The organism is Streptomyces sp. NPDC028314 (assembly GCF_055565795.1).
Genome location: NZ_JBVHTP010000023.1, coordinates 66698 through 89623 on the forward strand (window position 1 = coordinate 66698; position 22926 = coordinate 89623).

Genomic DNA, 22926 nt, shown 5'->3' on the forward strand with positions numbered 1-22926 from the left:
CAGACTGAGGGCATGGACCGCAGCCGCTGGGACCGTTGGAGCCGCTACCGCTTCCGCAGCGTGTGGGATCTCGACGCCCCGCCCGCCCTCGTCTACTCCGCCCTGGAGGAGGCCGGCGCGTACCCGCGCTGGTGGCCCCAGGTCCGCCGGGTCGAGCCCGTCGACGAGCGCACCGGCGCCGCCCTCATCCGCTCCGTCCTCCCGTACGGCCTCCACGTCACCGCCACCGAACTGCTGCGCGATCCCGCCCGCGGCGTACTGGAGGTGGCGCTGCGCGGGGACATGGAGGGCTGGGCGCGGTGGACCGTACGGGCGCGCGGGCGCGCCGCGGGCGGCACCCGGGCGCGGGCGCTGTACGAGCAGGAGGTCGAGGTGCGCAAGGCGCTGCTGCGCCGGCTCGCGGTGCCCGGACGCCCGGTGTTCCGCCTCAACCACGCCCTCATGATGCGGGCGGGACGGCGCGGTCTCGCGGCCTGGCTGGCGGCCGGCGGGGAAGCGGTTTGAACAGACCCCGAGGCTCTTGTATTGTTCAGTCCGTTCCCGGGCGATTAGCTCAGCGGGAGAGCACTTCGTTCACACCGAAGGGGTCACTGGTTCGATCCCAGTATCGCCCACCGGGAGAGGCCGGTCCGTCTCAGACGGACCGGCCTTCCGCATGTTCCGGGGCCGCCGGTCAGGGCGCGGCCTACGCCGCCGCCCCCAGCTCCGGGCGCAGCGGCCAGTGCGGATCCACCGCTTCCGGGGTGCCCTGGCGCGCGAACCACGCCTGGAGGCCGCGCGCCTGCGCCGCGTGCCACACCGCCTGGAGCGTGTGCAGTTCCGCGGGCGTCAGCCGCTCCAGCCGGCCGGCGAACCGGCGCCCGACGGCCCGTACGACCTCGAGCGAGGCCATCGCGTCCGCCGACGCGTCGTGCGCGCCCTCCAGCTCTATCCCGTAGTGCGCGCACAGGTCCGTCAGGGTCCGGCGGCCCTTGCGGTAGCGGTCCAGGTGCTTGTCCAGCACCCGCGGATCCAGCACCGTCAGCGGCCGGTTGTCCAGGTACCGGGCCAGCGAGGACGCCCGGTGCCGGCGCAACTCCCGGTCCAGCAGGGTCAGATCGAACGGCGCGTTCATCACCACCACCGGCCTGCCGGCCACCTGCTGCTCGGCCAGCGCACGGGCTATCTCCTCCACCACCGGCGCCGGCCAGCGGCCGTGGCGCTGGAGGTGCTCGTCCGTCAGCCCGTGCACTTCCGTGGCGCCCGGGGGCACCGGAATGCCGGGATTGACGAGCCAGCGGGTGGAGCGGACGCGGCCGCCCGCGCACTCCTGCACGACGAGCGCGGCGGACACGATCCGGTCCTGCTCGACGTCCACCCCGGTCGTCTCCGTGTCGAATGCGGCCAGCGGGCCCTCGTACCAGCGTGTCATGGCGAACTCCTCGTCCCCGGTCGGCAGATGGGCGCATCCGGGCGCCGCCGCCTCGGAACGTGCCACCCTTGCCCGAGTCGGTGATACCCGGGCTGTTTGCCCCGTACGCCGTTTGCGACTCCTCTGCTGCGGAGACAACTTCCCTGGGGGACCGCACACATGAGCGGCCGTCACCCCGACACCTCACTCGGCAGGGCCCGGAAGGCATGGGGAGCCGGCCATGGCGCTCGCACAGCCCGAACAGGGCGGGGTGCCGCTGGGGCAGATCGGTCCGCGGCCGGGCGCCGGGGCCGGACCGCTGCGCGGCGCACTCGCCACCACCGCCTGCATGGAGACCCTCCAGGTGGGATACCTGCACGCCGTCGCGGCCGCGGCCGGCTGCTCGCTCTCCCAGCCCTTCCCGGACAACGGCATCGACTGGCACGTCAGCCACGGTGCGCCCGAGCACGTCGTCGACGACGAGGTCACCATCAAGGTGCAGTTGAAGGCGACCTACCAGATACCGCCGCGGCCGGCCGGAGCCACCTTCGGCTTCACCCTCGACAACGAGCACCTCGTGAAGCTGGCCCGCACACCGGTCGCCGTGCACAAGATCCTCGTGGTGATGCTCGTACCGAGGGAGCGCGAGCAGTGGCTGAGCGCCGGGCACGACCGGCTCGACCTGCGGCACTGCTGCTACTGGACCAACCTCGCCGGACAGCCCGTGACCGGCCGGCGCCGGACCACCGTACGGATCCCGACCACGCGGATCTTCGACGACCGGGCGCTGTGCGAGATCATGACCCGGGTCGGGTCGGGAGGGACACCCTGATGAACTGGCACTCACCGCACCTGGAGCCGCTGTCGTCCCCGGACCTCACGGGGTACCCGGACGCGGGCGCGCCCGATCCCGCGACGGTCGACCCCGCCGTGCTCGGCGCGCTGCTGCACCGGCACGGCTGGCTGCGGCGCGGCGGGCCCGTCGGACGGTACGGGCGGTGGACGCCGCCCGGGCACCTCGGCACCAGCCTGCTGGTCCCCGAGAGCCGGGCCTTCCCCGACTGCGCGGACCTGCTGGACGAGGCGCTGACCGCGCTGTCGCGCAGCGGGCTGCCGTCGGCGCGGGAGGTGCTGTTCGGGCTGAGCGTGCCGAGCGACGAGATCCGCTGGGAGCGGGAGTTCCCCGAGGGGGCGTACGCACCCCGGGGCGCGGAGGCCTGGCCCGTGCAGGAGCAGCTGCGCTCGGCCGCCCGGCAGCTGCTGCTGGCCGGGGCCCTCGCGGCCCGGGCCCGCGCCGGGTACTACGGCGCCCGCCACCGCAGGCAGGCCGAACGGACCCTGGACGGGGTGCTGGTGGGGCCCTCGCCGGGCGGGCGGCGCCTGGCCGCGTACGTCCCGGTGGACGGCGGGCGGGGCACCATGGCCCGGTTGCACCACGCGCTGCACGCGGCCCGCGAGGCGGTGGACTACCGGCGGGCCACCGGCGGCATGGAGGCCTTCGACGCGGCGGTGGAGGCCGGGGTCAGCCGGGAGCTCGCCGATGCGCTGATCGCGCTCGTACGGGGCTCCGAGGGGGCCCGGATCGCGCTGGCCTGGGCGCCGGCGGCCGGGGTCCCGGCGGGGTGCGCGGCCCGGCCGGAACCGGTGGAGTTCTCCCCGGGCGACCTCCCCGTGCTCCGGGAGGCGGCGGCCCGCTACACCCGGGACGAGCCGGCGGTCCCGGTCCGGCTGGCCGGGGCGGTGGTCCGGATGCGGCGCTCGGCGGCGGGGGGCGGGGGGACGGTCCGGCTGCGGGTGCTGTCGGGGGCGGACGTGCCGTACGTACGGGCCGCCCTGGACGAGGAGTCGTACCGCGTGGCGGGCCACGCGCACCTGGTGGGCCTGCCGGTCCGGGTCAGCGGCCGGCTCCAGCGCCGGGGCGGCTTCCGCAGGCTGACGGACGCGGCGGACGTGACGCCGGTCCCGCTCGACGAGGTCGAGCGGGACCGGCTGATGAAGTCCCTCGACGAGGCCTTCGACCCGTCGGAGGTGCTCCCCTCCGACGACTAGCCCAGGTCGGCGTCCGGTATCCAGGAGCCGTGGATCATGGCCGGCACCCGGCGCGGCAGGTGCACGGTCGCGACCGGCGCCGCGGTGAGGTCGGTCGCGTCCAGCACGAGGAGCTGCGAGGCGTCGGCGTTCAGGTCGCTGACGACGGTCAGCAGGTAGCCCGCGTCCTCGTCGGAGGGGCCGGCGCCGGCGGCGGGTACGAAGACGGCCTCGCTGGGCAGCCGGCCGGTGCCGAAGGGCAGCAGCTGGCGCCCGCCGGTGGTGCGGTCGTACTTGACCAGGGTGTGGTTGCCGACGCCGAGGTCGTCCGGGAAGGACAGGGCGTACTGGTAGCGGTGTTCGCGGCCGAGGTAGTCCTCGTTGATGGTGGGGAACTCCACGGTGAGGTCGTCGGTCTGCTCCTCGGTGACCTTCCCGGCGGCCAGGTCGACGGTCCAGCGGCGGCCGCGCGAGCCGGAGTTGGGCTCGGCGCCGCGGTCGGGGGCGCCGACCCACCAGTTCCACGAACGCTGCCAGCCCTCGCGGCCCACGCTCGGGCCCTCCACGACGATCCGGCCGCGCGGGTCCTCGTAGGCGTTGGCGAAGTGCATTCCGTAGCCCGGGGCGGTCTCGAACCAGCGGATGGCGGCCGCGCCGCCCGTACCGCGCGGCATCACCCCGATGCGGGAGGCCTGGGCGTCGCTCCAGCGGTAGGGGATGCCGGAGTGCTCGGCGGGGTCGAAGGTGACCGAACCCTCCAGGAAGACCACGTAGTGCTCGGTCAGCACGAAGTCGTGCTTCAGGGCCGGGCCGGCGCCCGGGACCTCCTGGCTGTCGAGGACCCGGCCGTCGGCCGAGGCCACGTGGTGGATCAGGAACGGCGGGAAGGGCGAGGAGGCGAAGAAGTGGAGCTCACCGGTCCTGGGGTCCTCCTTGGGGTGCGCGGTCATCGCCGAGGTGAGCTTGCCGCCGAAGTCGTAGGCGCCCACGGTCTCCAGGTCGGCGGTCAGTTCGAAGGGCAGGGCGGCCTCGCTGAGGGCGAGCAGCCGGCCCGCGTGCTCGATCACGTGGGTGCCGGCGGTGCTCGCCGTCAGGTCGGGGCCGTGCTCGGTCATGTACGGGGCGCCGTCGAGGGCGGGGGTGTGGACCCACCGGTTGCGGTACCACTCGGCGCGGCCGTCGCGCAGGCGGATGCCGTGGACCATGCCGCTGCCCTTGAACCAGTGGGTGGGGGTGATGCCCGGCTTGGGGTTGTGGCTGTTGCGGATCAGCCGGCCGGTCAGCTCGGGCGGGAGGGTGCCCTCGACCGTCAGGCCGGTCGCGGTGATCTCGTCGGCCACGGGGGTGTAGTGACCCGTCAGGTACGGCTTGTTCATGGTGTCGGCCCTCGGTTTCGGCAGCAGGAGCAGGAGCAGGAGCAGGAGCAGGAGCAGGAGCAGGAGGAAGGGGCGGTGGTCAGCGGGCTTCGGCGGTGGACTTCAGGAGCCCGAGCCACTCCGCCAGCGACTGGCGCAGGGCCGCCTCCAGCTCGGCGGGCCGGGCCTCGACGGGGGCGCCCGCCCAGGACTCCTCGGTGTGGACCGTGACCAGCCCGGCGCTCTCGCGGAACGTCCAGACGTGGACCCCGTCGATCCCGTGGGCGGGGCCGCCCCACACGATCCGCTCGCCGGGCACCACCTCCAGGACCGTCGAGGTGATGTCCAGGCCGTGGGTCAGCCAGCGGAAGGCGGTACCCGGGGCGAGGGGGCCGGCGAACTCGACCCGCTCGACGCCGGTGTGCCAGTCGGACCATGCGGCGATGTCGGTGTGCAGTGCCCACACCGTGGCGAGCGGGGCCGCGACGGTGGTCTCCAGCCGGACGATGACGGGGGCGTTCTCGTCGACGGTGCGGGCGCCGGTGTGCGGGTGGGCGTTCATGGTGGGTGCTCCTTCGATCGTCGGGTGGGAGTGGTGCGTGAGTGTGTGTGGTTGACCACTCACTCTTTGGTGCCAAAGGAAGGGCGGGACCGGGCCCGCCCTTCGCGGCTGTTTCTCAGTAGTGCCGGACCCCCGCCGAGAGGGTGCGGGTCCACGGTGCGTCCACGTCCTGCGTGTCCATCGACACCAGCAGGTGGCAGAGCATGCCGATCGCGAAGAACTGCTGCACCTCGGCCTCGCTGCCGCCCGAGGCGCCGCGCACGTATTCCACCAGGCGGGCGTACCCCGCCCGGACGGTGTCCCGGACCGCGGCCTCGGACACCGCCGCCGCCTGTGCGTGGGTGAGGACGAGCAGCAGGTCCTTGTCCGCGATCAGGCGGGCGTACGCGTCCCCCATGGCGTCCAGGACGGCTTCCGGTGCGCTGCCGCCGGCGTTCGCCGCCCCCTCCTCCAGGCTGCTCCGCACGCGGGTGAAGCAGTGCTCGACCACGGCGGTGAACAGCGCCTCCTTGTTGGGGAAGAGCCGGTAGACGTACGACTGCGAGATGCCGGCGGCCTTGGCCACCTCGGTGGTGGTGGTGCCGAAGTAGCCGCGCGAGGCGAAGGCCCCGATGGCCGTGTGCAGCACCGTGTCCCGGCGTTCCTCCGCGGAGGAGAGCTGTCGTCGTCGTTCCGTGTTCATGTGAGTAATAAACCACTCACACTTTTCCGTGTCAATGCCTCCGGGAGAAGCAGGCCATCCGCAGCCCCGGGACCGGTTCGAAGTCCTCGCCCCGTACGAGGCCGAGGCGCCCGTACAGCGCCACGGCGGGTGCGTTCGCCGCGCCGGTGGTGACCGTCACGGCGCGCCCGCCCGGCAGGTGGCGGAACAGCAGGGAGGCGACGCCCCGGCGGAACCACGCCGGGTCCACACAGAGCCGGTCGACGCACACCCCGCCGTCCTCGGCGTCCTCCCAGGCCAGGAAGCCGGCCACCGCGCCGTCCTCGCAGACGGCCCCGATCCAGTGCAGCGGCCGCTCCCGCATCTGCGCGAGGCTCTCGCGCAGGGCCGGGATGCCGTCGAAGCCGATCAGCTCCGCCTCCACCGCGTACGCGGCCCGGCCGATCCGGTGGACGGCGACGGCGGTGGCCGTGTCGGCCAGGTCCAGGTCCAGCACGCGGATCGACGTGCTCGTCATACGGGTCCCTCCGGGTCGCGGGGCGCGAACGCCCACGCTACCCGCGGACCCGGCCGGGCCCGGTGTGGGAGGCCGGGCCGGAGCCCGCGGTTAACCGTTTAGCAGCGCGGCCCCCGCGCTCGGTACGATTCAGGCGCGCAGTGTTCGCTCGCGCACCCCCTGAGTCAGGAGAGACCGGTGTCAGACGTCCGTGTGATCATCCAACGCGATTCCGAGCGGGACGAGCGCGTGGTGGCCACGGGCACTACGGCGGCGGAGCTCTTCGCCGGCGAGCGCACCATCGTCGCCGCGCGCATCGCAGGTGAGCTGAAGGACCTCTCGTACGAGGTGAAGGACGGCGAGACCGTCGAGCCGGTGGAGATCTCCTCCGAGGACGGCCTGAACATCCTGCGCCACTCGACCGCGCACGTCATGGCGCAGGCCGTGCAGGAGCTCTTCCCCGAGGCCAAGCTGGGCATCGGCCCGCCGGTCCGCGACGGCTTCTACTACGACTTCGACGTCGCCCGGCCCTTCACCCCCGAGGACCTCAAGGCCGTCGAGAAGAAGATGCAGGAGATCCAGAAGCGCGGGCAGAAGTTCGCCCGCCGCGTGGTCTCCGACGAGGCGGCCCGCGAGGAGCTCGCCGACGAGCCTTACAAGCTGGAGCTCATCGGCATCAAGGGTGCGGCCTCGACCGACGACGGTGCGAACGTCGAGGTGGGCGGCGGCGAGCTGACCATCTACGACAACCTCGACGCCAAGACCGGCGAGCTGTGCTGGAAGGACCTCTGCCGCGGTCCCCACCTGCCCACCACCCGCAACATCCCGGCGTTCAAGCTGATGCGCAACGCGGCCGCCTACTGGCGCGGCAGCGAGAAGAACCCGATGCTCCAGCGCATCTACGGCACCGCGTGGCCGTCGAAGGAGGAGCTCAAGGCGCACCTCGACTTCCTCGCCGAGGCCGAGAAGCGCGACCACCGCAAGCTCGGCAATGAGCTGGACCTCTTCTCCGTCCCGGACGAGATCGGCTCCGGCCTGGCCGTCTTCCACCCCCGCGGCGGCATCATCCGCCGGACCATGGAGGACTACTCGCGCCGCCGGCACGAGGAGGAGGGCTACGAGTTCGTCTACTCCCCGCACGCCACCAAGGGCGCCCTCTTCGAGAAGAGCGGCCACCTGGACTGGTACGCGGAGGGCATGTACCCCCCCATGCAGCTCGACGGTGGTACCGACTACTACCTCAAGCCGATGAACTGCCCGATGCACAACCTGATCTTCGACGCGCGCGGCCGCTCCTACCGCGAACTGCCGCTGCGCCTGTTCGAGTTCGGCACCGTGTACCGGTACGAGAAGTCCGGTGTCGTCCACGGCCTGACCCGGGCCCGCGGCTTCACCCAGGACGACGCGCACATCTACTGCACCCGTGAGCAGATGGCGGACGAGCTCGACCGCACCCTCACCTTCGTGCTGAACCTGCTCCGCGACTACGGTCTGACCGACTTCTACCTGGAGCTGTCGACCAAGGACCCGGAGAAGTTCGTCGGCTCGGACGAGGTCTGGGAGGAGGCGACCGCGGTCCTCCAGCAGGTCGCCGAGAAGCAGGGCCTCCCGCTGACCCCCGACCCGGGCGGCGCGGCCTTCTACGGCCCGAAGATCTCGGTGCAGGCGCGCGACGCCATCGGCCGCACCTGGCAGATGTCGACCGTCCAGCTCGACTTCAACCTGCCGGAGCGGTTCAACCTGGAGTACACCGCGCCCGACGGCTCCCGCCAGCGCCCGGTCATGATCCACCGCGCGCTGTTCGGATCCATCGAGCGGTTCTTCGCCGTACTGCTGGAGCACTACGCGGGTGCCATGCCGCCGTGGCTGGCCCCGGTCCAGGCCGTCGGCATCCCGATCGGCGACGGGCACGTGGAGTACCTGCAGGAGTTCGCCGCCGCGGCGAAGAAGCAGGGCCTGCGGGTCGAGGTGGACGCCTCCTCCGACCGCATGCAGAAGAAGATCCGCAACCACCAGAAGCTCAAGGTCCCGTTCATGATCATCGTCGGTGACGAGGACATGGCCGCGGGCACCGTCTCCTTCCGCTACCGCGACGGTTCGCAGGAGAACGGCATCGCCAAGGACGAGGCCCTGGCCAAGCTGGCCAAGGTCGTCGCGGACCGCGTCCAGGTCTGACCGGCCCGCCGGCAGCTCATCGAGGGGCCCCCGGGGAACTTCCGTTCCCCGGGGGCCCCTCCTCGTCCTCCCGCCGGAACATCTGGATCAGCCAGGCCGAGAACGAGCCGGTCACCGCCCCCAGCAGCCCCATGCCGAACACCATCATCCCGATCGCGATCAGCCGCCCCACGGGGGTCACCGGGGTCATGTCCCCGTAGCCCACCGTCGTCAGCGTCTGGCAGACCCACCACACCGCGTCCCCGAAGGTGCGGATCTTCGAGGCCGGGTCGCGGTGCTCGTGGTGGTAGACGCCGAGCGCGCCGGAGAAGCCGAGCAGGACCGCCGAGAGCCCGGCGTACGTGATCACCCGCTCGTACAGCCCGCGGCGCGGGCGGTCCCTCCTGTCCTGCACCGCGTCGTGGACCTTGACCATGCGCAGCGGCCGCAGCAGCGGCAGGACGACCACCAGGGTGTCCAGACCGTGCCGGCGGACGAAGGCGAGCGGCGACGAACCGCTCAGGAAGAACCGCACCACGTAGTCCACGATGAAGCAGAGCCAGGTCACCAGGACCAGCAGCGCGGCGGCATCCCGCCAGACGGGGTCCGTCCGGTGGTCGAGTACGCGGACCGCGTAGCCCGCGATGAAGACCAGTGAGGCGTAGAAGAGCGGGAGCTCGGTCCGGCGCTCCCAGGCCTGGTCACGGGTCTCGGCGTCATGGTGCATGTGCCCAGCATCGCGGCGGGGACAGCGGTCCTCGCCCCGGCGACACGCCCCGCGGGGACAAGGTCATATGCTGCATCCCATGACGATTGAGCCGGAGCAGCAGATCGGTGTGGGTACGCAGGACGCGTTCCAGCGTCTGTGGACGCCCCACCGGATGGCCTACATCCAGGGGGAGAACAAGCCGACCGGTCCGGAGGCCGGCGACGGCTGTCCCTTCTGCGGGATTCCGGAGATGTCCGACCAGGACGGGCTGGTCGTGGCCCGCGGCAAGCACGTCTACGCCGTGCTGAACCTGTACCCGTACAATGGCGGGCACCTCATGGTCGTCCCCTACCGGCACGTCGCCGACTACACCGAGCTCGACGGCCCCGAGACAGCGGAGCTCGCGGACCTCACCAAGCGGGCCATGCTCGCCCTGCGCAAGGCGTCCGGAGCGCACGGCTTCAACATCGGCATGAACCAGGGCGCGGCCGCCGGGGCGGGCATCGCCGCGCACCTGCACCAGCACATCGTGCCCCGCTGGGGCGGGGACACGAACTTCATGCCGGTCGTCGGCCACACCAAGGTGCTGCCCCAACTCCTCGCCGACACCCGGCAGATGCTCGCCGACGCCTGGCCCGTCGACTGAGGACGGCGCCTGGACGGGGACTGCCCGTCCAGGCTCCGCCCGCGTCCGGGGCCGCGTCCGGGGCCTCGTACGACTAGGCGTCGTAGACGTCCGCCTTGCGCGGCGAGGGCTCCTGGATGAGGCCGCTCATGATCGAGGAGCGGTTGGTGAAGCGGTCGGTGTCGACGCCGTTCTCCTCCAGCACCTTGAACGCTGCGGTGTGCACCGAACGCAGTACGGGGGCCACGGTGCGCAGGGCGTCGTCCGCCATGAACCGGTGCCGCCACATCGAGCCGGCCCACACGTGGCGGACGCCGAACGGCTCCGGCAGGACCAGCTTGCCGCCGAAGTAGTCCAGGATCGGCGGGTACCAGGTCAGCGGGGCGCGCACGGTGAGGCGCACCACCTCCTGGGCGTCCACCAGCGGCAGCGGGCGCTCGACGGTCTCCCAGAAGCGGATGCTCTTGGGCACCTCGACCACCGGCGCCTTGGGCTTCGTGGTGAACAGGCCGTGGACGGGGCCCAGGGCGTGCGCGGTGACGTCCACGCGCAGGGTCTTGTAGAGCACGGTGACGGTCACCAGCATCGTGATGACGAGCTGTCCGTCCCACAGCGGGTACTGGATGCCCAGGTAGTGCCGGTTGCCCGCGCTGAACTGCTGCTCGTTGCAGATCCGGGTGATCTCGTGCGGCTTGACGAGGAAGGTGTCCACGTCCTCGCCGGTGGGGCGGGCCACCTCCCCGGCGCCCTCGCCGATGGGCGTGACGATCCAGTGCTGGATCGAGGCGGCCGGGAAGCCGCCGGTGTGCAGCGGGCCGCGCTCCAGCTTGCGCAGCTGGGTGTCGATCGCGCGTATGACGTCCCAGCTGCGGAAGGGGTGGATCTCGGCGCCCTCGGTCTTGGGGGCCAGCTCCTCGGCCATCTGCCAGCTGCCCCAGCGGGTGCCCATGCCGAGGATGCCCTTGGGGCCGGCGTAGAAGGCGGAGTTGCTGCGGTCCTCGGCCGTGAGCTTCGCGAGCTGGCGGCGCAGGTCCTCGCGGGCCTTCTCGTCCGGGTTGCCCGGCACCGCCTCGGGGATCTTGGCCGCGACGGCCCCGCCGCCCAGCAGGCCGTCCCAGCGTGAGCGCAGGTCGGCGGCGGTCGACTCGCACAGCCGGCGGGCGAGCAGCCAGCCCAGCGCCGGAGCGATGATCATGCCGCGCAGGTAGAGGCCGAGGAACCCGGTGAAGGGCAGCCGGAACATCAGCACCGCCACCACCACGGCGACGCCGACCAGCAGGGCGGTGCCGAGCCAGGAGCGCTTGCCCTCGCCCGAGGAGAGCGACTTGCGGAGCTGGAAGAGGCCCAGCCACAGCAGCAGCCCGGGCAGGAAGAGCACCCCGCAGACCAGCATGATCAGGCGGAGCTTGCGGTCGCGGTCCTTGCGGATGCGGGAGGCGGCCAGGCAGTGCTCGACCACGGTCTGCGGATCGGCGCCGAAGGACTGGATCAGCGGCTTGCGGCCCGCGCCGAGGGTGCGGGCCTCGACGGCGCGGCAGAAGGCCTCGCCGAGGCTGGGCTCGAAGAGGGAGATCTTCGGGGGCTTCACCGTGGCCGGGTGGTTCTCGCTGTTGGCGTCGAGTATGGAGCTCAGGGCGGTGTCCTTGCCGCCGTCCCGGTACGCGGCCGAGGCGAGCGCGTTGGTCGCCGCGGTCTGGCCGCCGCCCCCCTGAAGTGGAATCTGTGCTCCGGGCCTGAAGTCGAAACCGTCGTCCGCCACCGCTGCCCCCATCGCTGTGCGTCTGTGCCCACTGCTGTCCTGCGTGTCCTGCGTGTCCTGCGCGTGCCGCGTGTGCTGCCTGTGCTCTGCTGTGCTGGACTGTGCGTCCCGTGTGTCCCGCATGTCCCGCTGTCGTGCTCATTGCCGCGCCGAAGAGCCTATCGGCGGACACCGCCCCATGGTCATGGGACAGGGAAATACCGCCCACCGCAAGCGGGTTGGGTGGGCGGTCGTCCGGCCGGGGTCCTCGCCCCGTACCGACTAGGTTCCCTTCTCGGCCTGTTCTCGAATCTTTTCGGCCAGCTGCGGCGGCATGGGCTCGTGCCGGGCGTACGTACGGCTGAACCCGCCCGTTCCGTGCGAAACGGAGCGCAGGTCCACGGCGTACCGGCCGATCTCGATCTCCGGGATCTCGGCGCGCACCCGGGTCCGCCCCGGGCCGGCCTGGTCGGTGCCGACGACGCGGCCGCGGCGGCCCGCGAGGTCGCTCATGACCTGGCCCACGTATTCGTCGGGGACCAGGACGTCGAGCTCGGCGACGGGCTCCAGGAGGTGGATCGTGGCCTCGGCGGCCGCCTCGCGCAGGGCGAGGGCGCCCGCCGTCTGGAAGGCGGCGTCGGAGGAGTCCACCGAGTGCGCCTTGCCGTCGAGCAGGGTGATGCGTATGTCGACGAGCGGATAGCCGGCCGCGACCCCGCGGGCGGCCTGGGCGCGTACGCCCTTCTCCACGGACGGGATGAACTGGCGCGGCACGGCTCCGCCGACCACCTTGTCGACGAACTCCAGGCCGCTGCCGGGCGGGAGGGGGTCGACCTGGATCTCGCAGATGGCGAACTGGCCGTGGCCGCCGGACTGCTTGACGTGGCGGCCGCGTCCGGCCGCCGTGGCGCCGAAGGTCTCGCGCAGGCTGACCTTGTGCGGGACGGGGTCGACCTGGACTCCGTAGCGGGTCCGCAGGCGCTCCAGTACGACCTCCTGGTGGGCCTCGCCGAGGCACCACAGGACGAGCTGGTGGGTGTGCGGGTTCTGTTCGAGCCGCAGGGTCGGGTCCTCGGCCACGAGGCGGGCCAGGGCCTGGGAGAGCTTGTCCTCGTCGGCCTTGCTGTGGGCCTCGATCGCCAGGGGCAGCAGGGGGTCGGGCATCGGCCAGGGCTCCATGAGCAGCGGCCGGTCCTTGGAGGAGAGGGTGTCGCCGGTCTCGGCGCGGGTGAGTTTGGCCACGCAGGCGAGGTCGCCGGCGATGCACCGGTTGAGGACGCGCTGCTGTTTGCCGAAGGGGGAGGAGAGGGCGCCGATGCGCTCGTCCGCCTCGTGCAGGGGCCGGTCCTGCGCGTCGTGGTCGGCCAGGCCGTGCCCGCTGACGTGGACCGTCGCCTCGGGGCGCAGGGTGCCGGAGAAGACGCGGACGAGGGAGACGCGGCCGACGTAGGGGTCGGAGGAGGTCTTGACGACCTCGGCCACGAGGGGGCCGTCGGGATCGCAGCCGACCTCGGGGCGGGCGGAGCCGTCGGGGGCGGTGACGGTGAGGGCGGCGCGCTCCAGGGGGGTGGGGAAGCCGCCGGTGACCAGTTCGAGGAGCTCCACGGTGCCCAGGCCCTGGCGGGCGCCCTCGGCGGCCGGGGCGGCCATCAGGACGGGGTGGAAGGTGCCCCGGGCCACGGCCCGCTCCAGGTCGTCCACGAGCGTCTTGATGTCGATGTCCTCGCCGCCGAGGTAGCGGTCCATGAGGCTCTCGTCCTCGCTCTCCGCGATGATCCCCTCGATCAGGCGGGAGCGGGCCTCGCTGATCAGGGCGAGTTCCGCGGGGTCCGGGTCGCGCTCGACGCGTTCGCCCGAGCCGTAGTCGTAGACCCGCTGGGAGAGCAGGCCGAGCAGGCCGGTGACCGGGGCGTGCCCGTCGTGGCCGGCCGGCCCGTGGAGGGGCAGGTAGAGCGGGATGACCGCGTCCGGGTCGTCGGCGCCGAAGATCTCGCCGCAGACGGTGGTCATCTGCGTGTAGTCGGAGCGGGCTGCCTCCAGATGGGTGACGACGATCGCCCGGGGCATGCCGACGGCCTCGCACTCGTCCCAGACCATGCGGGTGGCCCCGGACAGTCCCTCGCCCCCTTCGGCGGCCGAGACGACGAAAAGGGCCGCGTCCGCGGCACGCAGACCGGCCCTGAGTTCTCCGACGAAGTCGGCGTATCCGGGGGTGTCCAGGATGTTGATCTTGATCCCGCCCCATTCGACGGGGACGAGGGAGAGCTGGATGGAGCGCTGGCGGCGGTGTTCGATCTCGTCGTAGTCGGAGACGGTGCCGCCGTCCTCGACCCGGCCGGCGCGGTTGACGGCCCCGGCGGTCAGCGCCAGGGCTTCGACCAGAGTGGTCTTGCCGGCGCCGCTGTGGCCGACCAGCACGACGTTCCGTACGGAAGCGGGGCGGTCGGCCGTCAGTGCCCTGCCGGCGGCCCCGGCTTGGTGTGATGTGGCTCCCATGATGATCGTGCCTCCCGGTGTCGCGGTGAGGAGGGTGATTGGGGTTCTTCGAGCTTTGCACTGGTGTCACACTGCGTCCATACGTCGTACCGGGCACGGTCCGGAAGGCGACGGGGGAGCGGCGCGGGGATTGCCCGGCGCGAACCGGTGGGTGCGCGGCACCCGGGGTGCGGGGCGCTGGCTACGATGGGCCAGCCGGTGGCCGATGTGGCCGTGCGGCCCAGCGACCCTCCGGGAAGGCCATGCTGAACAAGTACGCGCGTGCATTCTTCACGCGTGTTCTCACGCCGTTCGCCGCATTTCTCCTCCGTCGGGGGGTGAGCCCGGACGCCGTCACCCTGATCGGCACGGCCGGAGTGGTGGCGGGAGCGCTGGTCTTCTTCCCCCGGGGCGAGTTCTTCTGGGGCACGATCACCATCACCCTCTTCGTCTTCTCCGACCTGGTGGACGGCAACATGGCCCGCCAGGCCGGCGTCTCCAGCAGGTGGGGCGCGTTCCTCGACTCCACGCTCGACCGGGTGGCCGACGCGGCCATCTTCGGCGGGCTCGCCCTGTGGTACGCGGGCTCCGGGCACGACAACGTGCTGTGCGCGGTGTCGATCTTCTGCCTGGCCAGCGGGCAGGTGGTCTCGTACACCAAGGCCCGGGGCGAGTCGATCGGGCTGCCGGTGGCCGTCAACGGGCTCATCGAGCGGGCCGAGCGACTGGTGATCTCGCTGGTCGCGGCCGGTCTGTCCGGGCTCCAGACCTTCGGGGTCCCCTCGTGGATCGGGGTCCTGCTGCCGATCGCCCTGTGGGTCGTGGCGGCGGGCTCGCTCGTCACGCTGATCCAGCGGGTGGTCACCGTACGCCGTGAGGCGGCGGAAGCCGACGCCGAGGCCGCCACGGCCGAAGGCGGGGCGGCCTGATGGGGGCGGCGCAGGACAAGCTGGTCGACGGGCTGTACGGGCTCGGCTGGGCGGCCGTGAAGAAGCTGCCGGAGCCGGCGGCCGTGGCCCTCGGCCGGAAGATCGCCGACGTGGCCTGGAAGCGCCGCGGCAAGAGCGTGCTGCGGCTGGAGTCGAACCTGGCGCGCGTCGTGCCGGACGCCACCCCCGAGCGGCTCCGGGAGCTGTCGCAGGCGGGCATGCGCTCGTACATGCGCTACTGGATGGAGTCCTTCCGGCTGCCCACGATGGACCCGGAGCGCTTCCGCACGGACGTCGAGTTCCAGGACGAGCACCTGCTGCGCGAGGCCCTCGCCACCGGGCGCGGGGTCATCGTGGCCCTGCCGCACCTGGCCAACTGGGACCTCGCCGGATGCTGGGCCATCGGCCACATCGGCGTTCCCTTCACCACGGTCGCCGAGCGGCTCAAGCCCGAGACCCTCTACGACCGCTTCGTGGCCTACCGCGAGAGCCTGGGCATGGAGGTCCTGCCGCACAACGGCGGCGCCGCCTTCGGCACCCTCGCCCGCCGGCTCCGCTCCGGCGGCCTGGTCTGCCTCGTCGCGGACCGGGACCTGTCGGCCTCCGGGGTGGAGGTGGACTTCTTCGGGGCCGCCACCCGCATGCCCGCCGGGCCCGCCCTGCTGGCCCAGCAGACGGGCGCCGTGCTGCTCCCGGCGACCCTGCACTACGGGGACACCCCGAAGATGTACGGCCGGATCCACCCCGAGGTGGAGGTGCCGAAGACCGGGACGCGGGTCGAGAAGACCGCCGTGATGACCCAGGCCGTGGCGGACGCCTTCGCGTGGGGCATCGCCGAGCACCCGGAGGACTGGCACATGTTGCAGCGTCTGTGGCTCGACGATCTGGAGGAGCGCACGCAGTGAAGATCGGCATCGTGTGCCCGTACTCGTGGGACGTACCGGGCGGCGTCCAGTTCCACATCCGTGACCTGGCGGAGCACCTGATCCGCAGCGGCCACAAGGTGTCCGTGCTGGCCCCCGCCGACGACGAGACCCCGCTGCCGCCCTACGTGGTCTCGGCGGGCCGGGCGGTGCCGGTGCCGTACAACGGGTCGGTGGCCCGCCTGAACTTCGGCTTCCTCTCGGCGGCCCGGGTACGGCGCTGGCTGCACGACGGGGTCTTCGACGTGATCCACATCCACGAACCGGCCTCGCCGTCGCTCGGCCTGCTGTCCTGCTGGGCGGCCCAGGGCCCGATCGTGGCCACCTTCCACACCTCCAACCCCCGCTCGCGCGCGATGATCGCCGCGTACCCGATCCTCCAGCCGGCGCTGGAGAAGATCAGCGCCCGGATCGCGGTCAGCGAGTACGCGCGGCGCACCCTGGTGGAGCACCTGGGCGGGGACGCGGTGGTGATCCCCAACGGGGTCGACGTGGACTTCTTCGCCAAGGCCGAGCCCAAGGCCGAGTGGGGCGGGCAGACCCTGGGCTTCATCGGCCGCATCGACGAACCCCGCAAGGGCCTGCCGGTCCTGATGGCCGCCTTCCCGAAGATCGCGGAGGCCTGCCCGGACGTACGGCTGCTCGTGGCGGGCCGGGGCGACGAGGAGGAGGCGGTGGCCTCCCTGCCGGCCTCCCTGCGCTCCCGGGTGGAGTTCCTCGGCATGGTCTCCGACGAGGACAAGGCGCGCCTGCTGCGCAGCGTCGACGTGTACGTCGCCCCGAACACCGGCGGCGAGAGCTTCGGCATCATCCTCGTCGAAGCCCTCTCGGCGGGCGCCGCGGTCCTCGCCTCCGACCTGGACGCCTTCGCACAGGTCCTGGACCAGGGCGGGGCCGGCGACCTCTTCGCGAATGAGGACGCCGGCTCACTGGCGGCCGCCGCGATCACCCTGCTGCGCGACCCCGACCGCCGCGCCCGGCTGAGCGCCCGCGGCTCGGCCCACGTACGCCGCTTCGACTGGTCGACCGTGGGGGCGGACATCCTGGCCGTCTACGAAACGGTGACCGACGGCGCGGCGGCCGTGGCAGAAGACGAGCGCGTGCCGCTCCGCACGCGCCTGGGGCTGACCCGGGACCCGTCCGCCTGACGGGACCCGGCCGGCGATCGCCGCCCGGTCCGGGCTCCCGCAGGCCGTGAGCCCGGGCCCCCGCGGACGGCCCGGTAGAGTCGCCGCCCGTGATCGAAACCCTTGTCTGGATTGCCCTGGCCCTCGGTGTCATCGGGGTCTACCTCAGCTGGACCGCCGGCCGGCTCGACCGTCTGCACTCGCGGATGGACGCCGCCCGGGCCGCGCTCGACGCGCAGCTGGTGCGGCGGGCCTCGGTGGTGCTGGAGGTGGCCACCTCCGGGGTGCTCGACCCCGCCTCCTCGCTGGTGCTGTACGAGGCCGCGCACGCGGCCCGGCAGGCCGAGGAGGAGCAGCGCGAGGTCGCCGAGAGCGAGCTGAGCCAGGCGCTGCGCGCGGTGTTCGCGGACGTGGACCAGGTCGAGGTGCTGAAGGCGGCCCCGGGCGGGGCGGAGGCCACCGAGGAGCTGGCGGCGGCCGTCCGCAGGGTGCCGATGGCCCGCAGGTTCCACAACGACGCCGTACGGGCGGCCCGCGCCCTGCGCCGGCACCGCAAGGTCCGCTGGTTCCGGCTGGCCGGACACGCCCCCTTCCCGCTCGCGTTCGAGATGGACGACGAGCCGCCGGTGGATCTTGCCGAGCGGCCCTGAGCGCCCCCAGTTGTACCCAATGGCCAAATCGGAAGGAGCCACCGGCTCCTCATTGGCCCTTGCAGTGGACTGGTCGGGGGAGGTTTGCTCAGCGCAGTAGAACCGCAGCACCCGTCTTCCTTCGAGTGAGGTCAATCCGTGAGCACGCTTCCCTCCACCCCGCAGTCCGCTGAGTCCGCGATCGGCACCTCCCGCGTCAAGCGCGGCATGGCCGAGCAGCTCAAGGGCGGCGTGATCATGGACGTGGTCAACGCCGAGCAGGCGAAGATCGCCGAAGACGCCGGCGCCGTGGCCGTCATGGCCCTGGAGCGGGTCCCGGCCGACATCCGCAAGGACGGCGGCGTGGCCCGCATGTCCGACCCGAACATGATCGAAGAGATCATCGAGGCCGTCTCGATCCCGGTCATGGCCAAGTCCCGCATCGGCCACTTCGTCGAGGCGCAGGTCCTGCAGTCCCTCGGCGTCGACTACATCGACGAGTCCGAGGTCCTGACCCCGGCCGACGAGGTCAACCACTCCGACAAGTGGGCCTTCACCACCCCCTTCGTCTGTGGCGCCACCAACCTGGGCGAGGCCCTGCGCCGCATCGCCGAGGGCGCGGCCATGATCCGCTCGAAGGGCGAGGCCGGCACCGGCAACGTGGTCGAGGCCGTCCGCCACCTGCGCCAGATCAAGAACGAGATCGCCCGCCTGCGCGGCTACGACAACAACGAGCTGTTCGCCGCCGCCAAGGAGCTGCGCGCGCCGTACGAGCTCGTCAAGGAGGTCGCCGAGCTCGGCAAGCTCCCGGTCGTGCTGTTCTCCGCCGGTGGCGTCGCCACCCCGGCCGACGCCGCCCTGATGCGCCAGCTCGGCGCCGAGGGCGTCTTCGTCGGCTCCGGCATCTTCAAGTCCGGCGACCCGGCCAAGCGCGCCGCCGCCATCGTGAAGGCCACCACCTTCTACGACGACCCGAAGATCATCGCGGACGCCTCCCGCAACCTGGGCGAGGCCATGGTCGGCATCAACTGCGACACCCTCCCCGAGGCCGAGCGCTACGCCAACCGCGGCTGGTAGTACCGACATGACGAACACCCCCGTGATCGGTGTCCTGGCTCTTCAGGGCGACGTACGGGAGCACCTGATCGCCCTGGCCGCGGCGGACGCCGTGGCCAGGCCGGTCCGGCGTCCCGAGGAGCTCGCCGAGGTGGACGCCCTGGTGATCCCCGGCGGCGAGTCGACGACCATGTCGAAGCTCGCCGTGCTGTTCGGCATGCTGGAGCCGCTGCGCGAGCGCGTGCGGGCCGGAATGCCGGTCTACGGCACCTGCGCGGGCATGATCATGCTCGCCGACAAGCTGCTGGACGGCCGTGAGGACCAGGAGACGCTCGGCGGCATCGACATGATCGTGCGCCGCAACGCCTTCGGCCGGCAGAACGAGTCCTTCGAAGCGAAGGTCGATTTCGCGGGCATAGCGGACGGCCCGGTCGAGGGCGTCTTCATCCGCGCCCCGTGGGTCGAGTCGGTCGGCGCCTCGGCCGAGGTCCTCGCCACGTACGACGGCCACACGGTCGCCGTGCGGCAGGGAAACGTGCTCGCCACGTCGTTCCACCCCGAGCTGACCGGCGACGACCGCGTTCACGCGTACTTCGTCGACATGGTGCGCGCCGGGCTGTGACCGGGTCCCGGTAGGATCGTTGGCGAACACTGTTGGTTACGCGAAGGAGACAGGCGGATGTCCGGCCACTCTAAATGGGCTACGACGAAGCACAAGAAGGCCGTGATCGATGCCAAGCGCGGCAAGCTCTTCGCGAAGCTGATCAAGAACATCGAGGTCGCGGCCCGTATGGGCGGCGCCGACATCGACGGCAACCCGACCCTCTTCGACGCCGTCCAGAAGGCCAAGAAGAGCTCCGTCCCGAACAAGAACATCGACTCCGCGGTCAAGCGCGGCGGCGGCCTGGAGGCCGGCGGCGCCGACTACGAGACGATCATGTACGAGGGCTACGGTCCGAACGGCGTCGCGGTGCTCATCGAGTGCCTCACCGACAACCGCAACCGTGCCGCGTCCGACGTGCGTGTCGCCATGACCCGCAACGGCGGCTCGATGGCCGACCCGGGCTCGGTCTCGTACCTGTTCAACCGCAAGGGCGTCGTCATCCTGCCCAAGGGTGAGCTCTCCGAGGACGACGTTCTGGAGACGGTGCTCGAAGCGGGTGCCGAAGAGGTCAACGACCTCGGAGACAGCTTCGAGATCATCAGCGAGGCCACCGACATGGTCGCGGTGCGCACCGCGCTCCAGGAGGCGGGCATCGACTACGACTCGGCCGACTCCAACTTCCTGCCGACCATGCAGGTCGAGCTGGACGAGGACGGCGCGCGCAAGATCTTCAAGCTGATCGACGCGCTGGAGGACAGCGACGACGTGCAGAACGTCTTCGCCAACTTCGACGTCTCGGACGAGGTCATGGAGAAGGTCGACGCGTAGGGCCGCGTCTGCGGACTGTGGTGACGGGCCGACGGGGACACACCCCGTCGGCCCGTCGCGTTGTCATAGGCGCCGGTTAGTCTGGCGACCGCGACGATCGATCGAGCGGCCAGGACGGTGATCGGCCGCCTCCGCGCGGGCGGCGGCGGTGCGTCCGTACGGAGGGGAGGGGGCCAGGTGCGAGTTCTCGGCGTGGACCCGGGGCTGACGCGGTGCGGTATCGGCGTGGTCGAGGGTGTCGCCGGCCGTCCCCTGACCATGCTCGGAGTGGGGGTCGTCCGCACGCCCGCGGACGCCGAGCTGGGGAACCGGCTCGTCGCCATCGAGCAGGGCATCGAGGCCTGGCTCGACGAGCACCGGCCCGAAGTCGTCGCCGTGGAGCGGGTCTTCAGCCAGCACAACGTCAGCACGGTGATGGGCACCGCCCAGGCGAGTGCCGTCGCCATGCTGTGCGCGGCGCGCCGCGGGCTGCCGGTCGCCCTGCACACCCCCAGTGAGGTCAAGGCGGCCGTCACCGGCAGCGGGCGGGCCGACAAGGCGCAGGTCGGGGCGATGGTGACCCGGCTGCTGCGGCTGTCCGCCCCGCCGAAGCCGGCCGACGCCGCCGACGCCCTCGCGCTCGCCATCTGCCACATCTGGCGGGCCCCCGCCCAGAACCGCCTCCAGCAGGCGGTGGCCCTGCACGCCGCTGCCTCCCCAGCCTCCGCCTTGAAAGGCCGTACCCGATGATCGCCTTCGTCAGCGGACAGGTCGCCGCGCTCGCCCCCACCCTGGCCGTGATCGAGGTCGGGGGAGTGGGCATGGCCGTGCACTGCACGCCGAACACCATCTCCGGGCTGCGGACGGGCGAGCCCGCCCGGCTGGCGACCTCCCTGGTCGTACGGGAGGACTCGCTGACCCTGTACGGCTTCGCCGACGACGACGAGCGGCAGGTCTTCGAACTGCTCCAGACCGCCAGTGGGGTCGGGCCGAGGCTGGCGCAGGCCATGCTGGGCGTGCACCGCCCGGACGCGCTGCGGCTGGCCGTCTCGACGGGGGACGAGAAGTCCCTGATGGCGGTGCCGGGCATCGGCAAGAAGGGCGCCCAGAAGCTGCTGCTGGAGCTCAAGGACAAGCTCGGCGCGCCGCTGGGGACGAGCGGCCTGGTCGGGGCGCAGCGGGCCGCCGCGCCGGGGCCCGCGCCGTGGACGGAGCAGCTCACCGCCGCGCTGATCGGGCTGGGGTACGCCTCCCGGGACGCGGAGGAGGCCGTCTCTGCGGTCACCCCGCAGGCCGAGGAGGCCATCGCGGCCGGCGGCTCGGCCCCCGTGCCGCAGCTGCTGCGCGCCGCCCTCCAGTCCCTCAACCGGGCCCGCTGAGCCCCGCCGCCCGCCGCCGCGCCGAGCCCGCGCGGCCGCGCCCGGCGGCAGGGGGCGCCGCGCTGACCACCGTACGAACCGAGAAGGCAGACTGACACCGTGAACTGGGACGACGACACCGACGCAGCCGAGGCCGAACGGCTCGTCGCCGCGGCGGCGGACGGCGAGGACACCGCCGTCGAGGCGGCACTGCGGCCCAAGGACCTCGGGGAGTTCGTCGGCCAGGAGAAGGTCCGCCAGCAGCTGGACCTCGTCCTCAAGGCGGCCCGCCAGCGCGGCGCCACCGCCGACCACGTCCTGCTCTCCGGCGCGCCCGGGCTCGGCAAGACCACCCTTTCCATGATCATCGCCGCCGAGATGGGAGCGCCCATCCGGATCACCTCCGGCCCCGCCATCCAGCACGCCGGCGACCTCGCCGCGATCCTGTCCTCGCTCCAGGAGGGCGAGGTCCTCTTCCTGGACGAGATCCACCGCATGTCCCGGCCCGCCGAGGAGATGCTGTACATGGCCATGGAGGACTTCCGCGTCGACGTCATCGTCGGCAAGGGCCCGGGTGCGACCGCCATTCCGCTGGAACTGCCGCCCTTCACCCTGGTCGGCGCCACCACCCGGGCCGGCCTGCTGCCGCCGCCGCTGCGCGACCGTTTCGGGTTCACCGGGCACATGGAGTTCTACGCCCCCGAGGAGCTGGAGCGCGTCATCCACCGCTCCGCCCGCCTCCTCGACGTGGAGATCGACGCCGAGGGCGCCGCCGAGATCGCCGGGCGCTCCCGCGGCACCCCGCGCATCGCCAACCGGCTCCTGCGCCGGGTCCGCGACTACGCCCAGGTCAGGGCCGACGGGGTGATCAACCGCGAGGTCGCCGGTACCGCCCTCCAGGTGTACGAGGTGGACGCGCGCGGGCTCGACCGGCTGGACCGCGCCGTGCTGGAGGCGCTGCTCAAGCTGTTCGGCGGCGGTCCCGTCGGGCTGTCGACCCTCGCCGTGGCCGTCGGTGAGGAGCGGGAGACCGTGGAGGAGGTGGCCGAGCCCTTCCTGGTGCGCGAGGGGCTGCTGGCGCGTACCCCCCGCGGGCGGGTCGCGACGCCCGCCGCCTGGGCTCACCTGGGGCTCGTACCGCCCCACCAGGGCGGGAGTGGATCAAGCGGACAACAGGGCTTGTTCGGGGCCTGACGGCGCGGAGGTTCGACCGCTCAGGAACTGCGGTGCCATGCTGGGCGTTGTTCCATCGGTGTGGACTCGCCTAGACTCCGCCGATGCCGACCCTTCGGGTCGGCAT

At 72.2% G+C, this 22926-nt stretch carries 23 protein-coding genes and 1 tRNA gene; 16 read left to right on the forward strand and 8 right to left on the reverse strand.

Annotation, left to right across the window (positions count from 1 at the left end):
* Window positions 1-12 precede the first annotated feature (12 nt).
* Window positions 13-504: an SRPBCC family protein gene (locus tag ACZ4TG_RS36300; RefSeq protein WP_468172028.1), complete on the forward strand. Its 492-nt coding sequence runs from the start codon at window positions 13-15 to the stop codon at window positions 502-504.
* Between the two features lie 38 nt (window positions 505-542).
* A tRNA-Val gene (locus ACZ4TG_RS36305) sits at window positions 543-614 on the forward strand.
* A gap of 71 nt (window positions 615-685) precedes the next feature.
* Here the strand turns inward: ACZ4TG_RS36305 and ACZ4TG_RS36310 are convergent.
* Entirely contained in the window at window positions 686-1411 is a 726-nt protein-coding gene (locus tag ACZ4TG_RS36310) for an exonuclease domain-containing protein (protein ID WP_468172031.1), read from the reverse strand.
* A gap of 220 nt (window positions 1412-1631) precedes the next feature.
* Between ACZ4TG_RS36310 and ACZ4TG_RS36315 the strand changes: the two genes are divergently transcribed.
* On the forward strand, window positions 1632-2222 hold the full coding sequence (locus ACZ4TG_RS36315) for a DUF4365 domain-containing protein (RefSeq protein ID WP_468172034.1): 591 nt from the start codon (window positions 1632-1634) through the stop codon (window positions 2220-2222).
* A complete protein-coding gene (locus tag ACZ4TG_RS36320; RefSeq protein WP_468172037.1) occupies window positions 2222-3439 on the forward strand; it encodes a hypothetical protein in 1218 nt (405 codons plus the stop codon). The genes ACZ4TG_RS36315 and ACZ4TG_RS36320 overlap by 1 nt, the downstream gene beginning before the upstream one ends.
* Here the strand turns inward: ACZ4TG_RS36320 and ACZ4TG_RS36325 are convergent.
* From ACZ4TG_RS36325 to ACZ4TG_RS36340, 4 genes are all read right to left on the reverse strand, one after another.
* The gene (locus ACZ4TG_RS36325) at window positions 3436-4794 is read right to left on the reverse strand and encodes a carotenoid oxygenase family protein (protein ID WP_468172040.1); all 1359 of its coding nucleotides are present in this window, start codon (window positions 4792-4794) and stop codon (window positions 3436-3438) included. The genes ACZ4TG_RS36320 and ACZ4TG_RS36325 overlap by 4 nt on opposite strands.
* A gap of 79 nt (window positions 4795-4873) precedes the next feature.
* Window positions 4874-5335, reverse strand: a complete 462-nt coding sequence (locus tag ACZ4TG_RS36330) for an SRPBCC family protein (RefSeq protein ID WP_468172043.1) — start codon at window positions 5333-5335, stop codon at window positions 4874-4876.
* Window positions 5336-5450: 115 nt separating this feature from the next.
* Window positions 5451-6017 carry a TetR/AcrR family transcriptional regulator gene (locus ACZ4TG_RS36335; RefSeq protein WP_468172046.1) on the reverse strand — a complete coding sequence of 189 codons (567 nt, stop codon included), beginning with the start codon at window positions 6015-6017 and terminating at the stop codon, window positions 5451-5453.
* Window positions 6018-6048: 31 nt separating this feature from the next.
* Complete coding sequence (locus tag ACZ4TG_RS36340; RefSeq protein ID WP_468172049.1) at window positions 6049-6513, reverse strand: GNAT family N-acetyltransferase; 465 nt, start codon at window positions 6511-6513, stop codon at window positions 6049-6051.
* Between the two features lie 177 nt (window positions 6514-6690).
* Between ACZ4TG_RS36340 and thrS the strand changes: the two genes are divergently transcribed.
* Entirely contained in the window at window positions 6691-8667 is a 1977-nt protein-coding gene (gene thrS, locus ACZ4TG_RS36345; protein ID WP_468172052.1) for a threonine--tRNA ligase, read from the forward strand.
* A 16-nt stretch (window positions 8668-8683) separates the two neighbouring features.
* Here the strand turns inward: thrS and ACZ4TG_RS36350 are convergent, their stop codons facing one another.
* The gene (locus ACZ4TG_RS36350; protein ID WP_468172055.1) at window positions 8684-9373 is read right to left on the reverse strand and encodes a potassium channel family protein; all 690 of its coding nucleotides are present in this window, start codon (window positions 9371-9373) and stop codon (window positions 8684-8686) included.
* Between the two features lie 67 nt (window positions 9374-9440).
* Here ACZ4TG_RS36350 and ACZ4TG_RS36355 point away from each other — a divergent pair, with 67 nt between their 5' ends.
* Window positions 9441-10001, forward strand: coding sequence for an HIT family protein (locus ACZ4TG_RS36355; RefSeq protein ID WP_468172058.1), 561 nt, complete (start codon window positions 9441-9443; stop codon window positions 9999-10001).
* Window positions 10002-10074: 73 nt separating this feature from the next.
* On the opposite strand, the gene ACZ4TG_RS36360 is transcribed toward ACZ4TG_RS36355, so the two are convergent.
* Window positions 10075-11739, reverse strand: a complete 1665-nt coding sequence (locus ACZ4TG_RS36360) for a hypothetical protein (RefSeq protein ID WP_468172061.1) — start codon at window positions 11737-11739, stop codon at window positions 10075-10077.
* Window positions 11740-12000: 261 nt separating this feature from the next.
* Window positions 12001-14214: an elongation factor G-like protein EF-G2 gene (locus ACZ4TG_RS36365; RefSeq protein WP_468172064.1), complete on the reverse strand. Its 2214-nt coding sequence runs from the start codon at window positions 14212-14214 to the stop codon at window positions 12001-12003.
* 242 nt (window positions 14215-14456) lie between these two features.
* Between ACZ4TG_RS36365 and pgsA the strand changes: the two genes are divergently transcribed.
* From pgsA to ruvB, 10 genes are all read left to right on the forward strand, one after another.
* Window positions 14457-15122 (forward strand): phosphatidylinositol phosphate synthase, encoded by a 666-nt coding sequence (gene pgsA, locus ACZ4TG_RS36370; RefSeq protein WP_468172067.1) that lies wholly within the window; start codon window positions 14457-14459, stop codon window positions 15120-15122.
* Window positions 15122-16027 carry a phosphatidylinositol mannoside acyltransferase gene (locus ACZ4TG_RS36375; protein ID WP_468172070.1) on the forward strand — a complete coding sequence of 302 codons (906 nt, stop codon included), beginning with the start codon at window positions 15122-15124 and terminating at the stop codon, window positions 16025-16027. Before pgsA ends, ACZ4TG_RS36375 begins: the two co-directional genes overlap by 1 nt.
* A complete protein-coding gene (locus tag ACZ4TG_RS36380; protein ID WP_468172073.1) occupies window positions 16024-17193 on the forward strand; it encodes a glycosyltransferase family 4 protein in 1170 nt (389 codons plus the stop codon). Before ACZ4TG_RS36375 ends, ACZ4TG_RS36380 begins: the two co-directional genes overlap by 4 nt.
* An 89-nt stretch (window positions 17194-17282) precedes the next feature.
* A complete protein-coding gene (locus ACZ4TG_RS36385; RefSeq protein ID WP_468172076.1) occupies window positions 17283-17822 on the forward strand; it encodes a LemA family protein in 540 nt (179 codons plus the stop codon).
* Window positions 17823-17960: 138 nt separating this feature from the next.
* Complete coding sequence (gene pdxS, locus ACZ4TG_RS36390; RefSeq protein ID WP_008740483.1) at window positions 17961-18878, forward strand: pyridoxal 5'-phosphate synthase lyase subunit PdxS; 918 nt, start codon at window positions 17961-17963, stop codon at window positions 18876-18878.
* A gap of 7 nt (window positions 18879-18885) precedes the next feature.
* Window positions 18886-19479: a pyridoxal 5'-phosphate synthase glutaminase subunit PdxT gene (gene pdxT, locus ACZ4TG_RS36395; RefSeq protein WP_468172079.1), complete on the forward strand. Its 594-nt coding sequence runs from the start codon at window positions 18886-18888 to the stop codon at window positions 19477-19479.
* A 57-nt stretch (window positions 19480-19536) separates the two neighbouring features.
* A complete protein-coding gene (locus ACZ4TG_RS36400) occupies window positions 19537-20289 on the forward strand; it encodes a YebC/PmpR family DNA-binding transcriptional regulator (protein ID WP_468172082.1) in 753 nt (250 codons plus the stop codon).
* A 177-nt stretch (window positions 20290-20466) separates the two neighbouring features.
* Entirely contained in the window at window positions 20467-21018 is a 552-nt protein-coding gene (gene ruvC, locus ACZ4TG_RS36405) for a crossover junction endodeoxyribonuclease RuvC (RefSeq protein ID WP_468172085.1), read from the forward strand.
* Window positions 21015-21647 carry a Holliday junction branch migration protein RuvA gene (gene ruvA, locus ACZ4TG_RS36410; protein WP_468172087.1) on the forward strand — a complete coding sequence of 211 codons (633 nt, stop codon included), beginning with the start codon at window positions 21015-21017 and terminating at the stop codon, window positions 21645-21647. Before ruvC ends, ruvA begins: the two co-directional genes overlap by 4 nt.
* 99 nt (window positions 21648-21746) lie before the next feature.
* Window positions 21747-22820, forward strand: coding sequence for a Holliday junction branch migration DNA helicase RuvB (gene ruvB, locus ACZ4TG_RS36415; protein ID WP_468172089.1), 1074 nt, complete (start codon window positions 21747-21749; stop codon window positions 22818-22820).
* The last annotated feature ends 106 nt before the right edge of the window (window positions 22821-22926 follow it).

What these genes read in the sequence shown, in the direction of transcription:
- ACZ4TG_RS36320 (WP_468172037.1), top strand. Translation starts at nt 2,222, where the DNA reads ATGAACTGGCACTCACCGCACCTGGAGCCGCTGTCGTCCCCGGACCTC.
- pgsA (WP_468172067.1), top strand. Translation starts at nt 14,457, where the DNA reads ATGCTGAACAAGTACGCGCGTGCATTCTTCACGCGTGTTCTCACGCCG.
- ACZ4TG_RS36375 (WP_468172070.1), top strand. Translation starts at nt 15,122, where the DNA reads ATGGGGGCGGCGCAGGACAAGCTGGTCGACGGGCTGTACGGGCTCGGC.
- ACZ4TG_RS36400 (WP_468172082.1), top strand. Translation starts at nt 19,537, where the DNA reads ATGTCCGGCCACTCTAAATGGGCTACGACGAAGCACAAGAAGGCCGTG.
- ACZ4TG_RS36350 (WP_468172055.1), bottom strand. Translation starts at nt 9,373, where the DNA reads ATGCACCATGACGCCGAGACCCGTGACCAGGCCTGGGAGCGCCGGACC.
- ACZ4TG_RS36300 (WP_468172028.1), top strand. Translation starts at nt 13, where the DNA reads ATGGACCGCAGCCGCTGGGACCGTTGGAGCCGCTACCGCTTCCGCAGC.
- ACZ4TG_RS36315 (WP_468172034.1), top strand. Translation starts at nt 1,632, where the DNA reads ATGGCGCTCGCACAGCCCGAACAGGGCGGGGTGCCGCTGGGGCAGATC.
- ACZ4TG_RS36365 (WP_468172064.1), bottom strand. Translation starts at nt 14,214, where the DNA reads ATGGGAGCCACATCACACCAAGCCGGGGCCGCCGGCAGGGCACTGACG.
- ruvA (WP_468172087.1), top strand. Translation starts at nt 21,015, where the DNA reads ATGATCGCCTTCGTCAGCGGACAGGTCGCCGCGCTCGCCCCCACCCTG.
- ACZ4TG_RS36310 (WP_468172031.1), bottom strand. Translation starts at nt 1,411, where the DNA reads ATGACACGCTGGTACGAGGGCCCGCTGGCCGCATTCGACACGGAGACG.
- ACZ4TG_RS36335 (WP_468172046.1), bottom strand. Translation starts at nt 6,017, where the DNA reads ATGAACACGGAACGACGACGACAGCTCTCCTCCGCGGAGGAACGCCGG.
- ACZ4TG_RS36325 (WP_468172040.1), bottom strand. Translation starts at nt 4,794, where the DNA reads ATGAACAAGCCGTACCTGACGGGTCACTACACCCCCGTGGCCGACGAG.
- ACZ4TG_RS36340 (WP_468172049.1), bottom strand. Translation starts at nt 6,513, where the DNA reads ATGACGAGCACGTCGATCCGCGTGCTGGACCTGGACCTGGCCGACACG.
- ACZ4TG_RS36330 (WP_468172043.1), bottom strand. Translation starts at nt 5,335, where the DNA reads ATGAACGCCCACCCGCACACCGGCGCCCGCACCGTCGACGAGAACGCC.
- ACZ4TG_RS36355 (WP_468172058.1), top strand. Translation starts at nt 9,441, where the DNA reads ATGCTGCATCCCATGACGATTGAGCCGGAGCAGCAGATCGGTGTGGGT.
- pdxT (WP_468172079.1), top strand. Translation starts at nt 18,886, where the DNA reads ATGACGAACACCCCCGTGATCGGTGTCCTGGCTCTTCAGGGCGACGTA.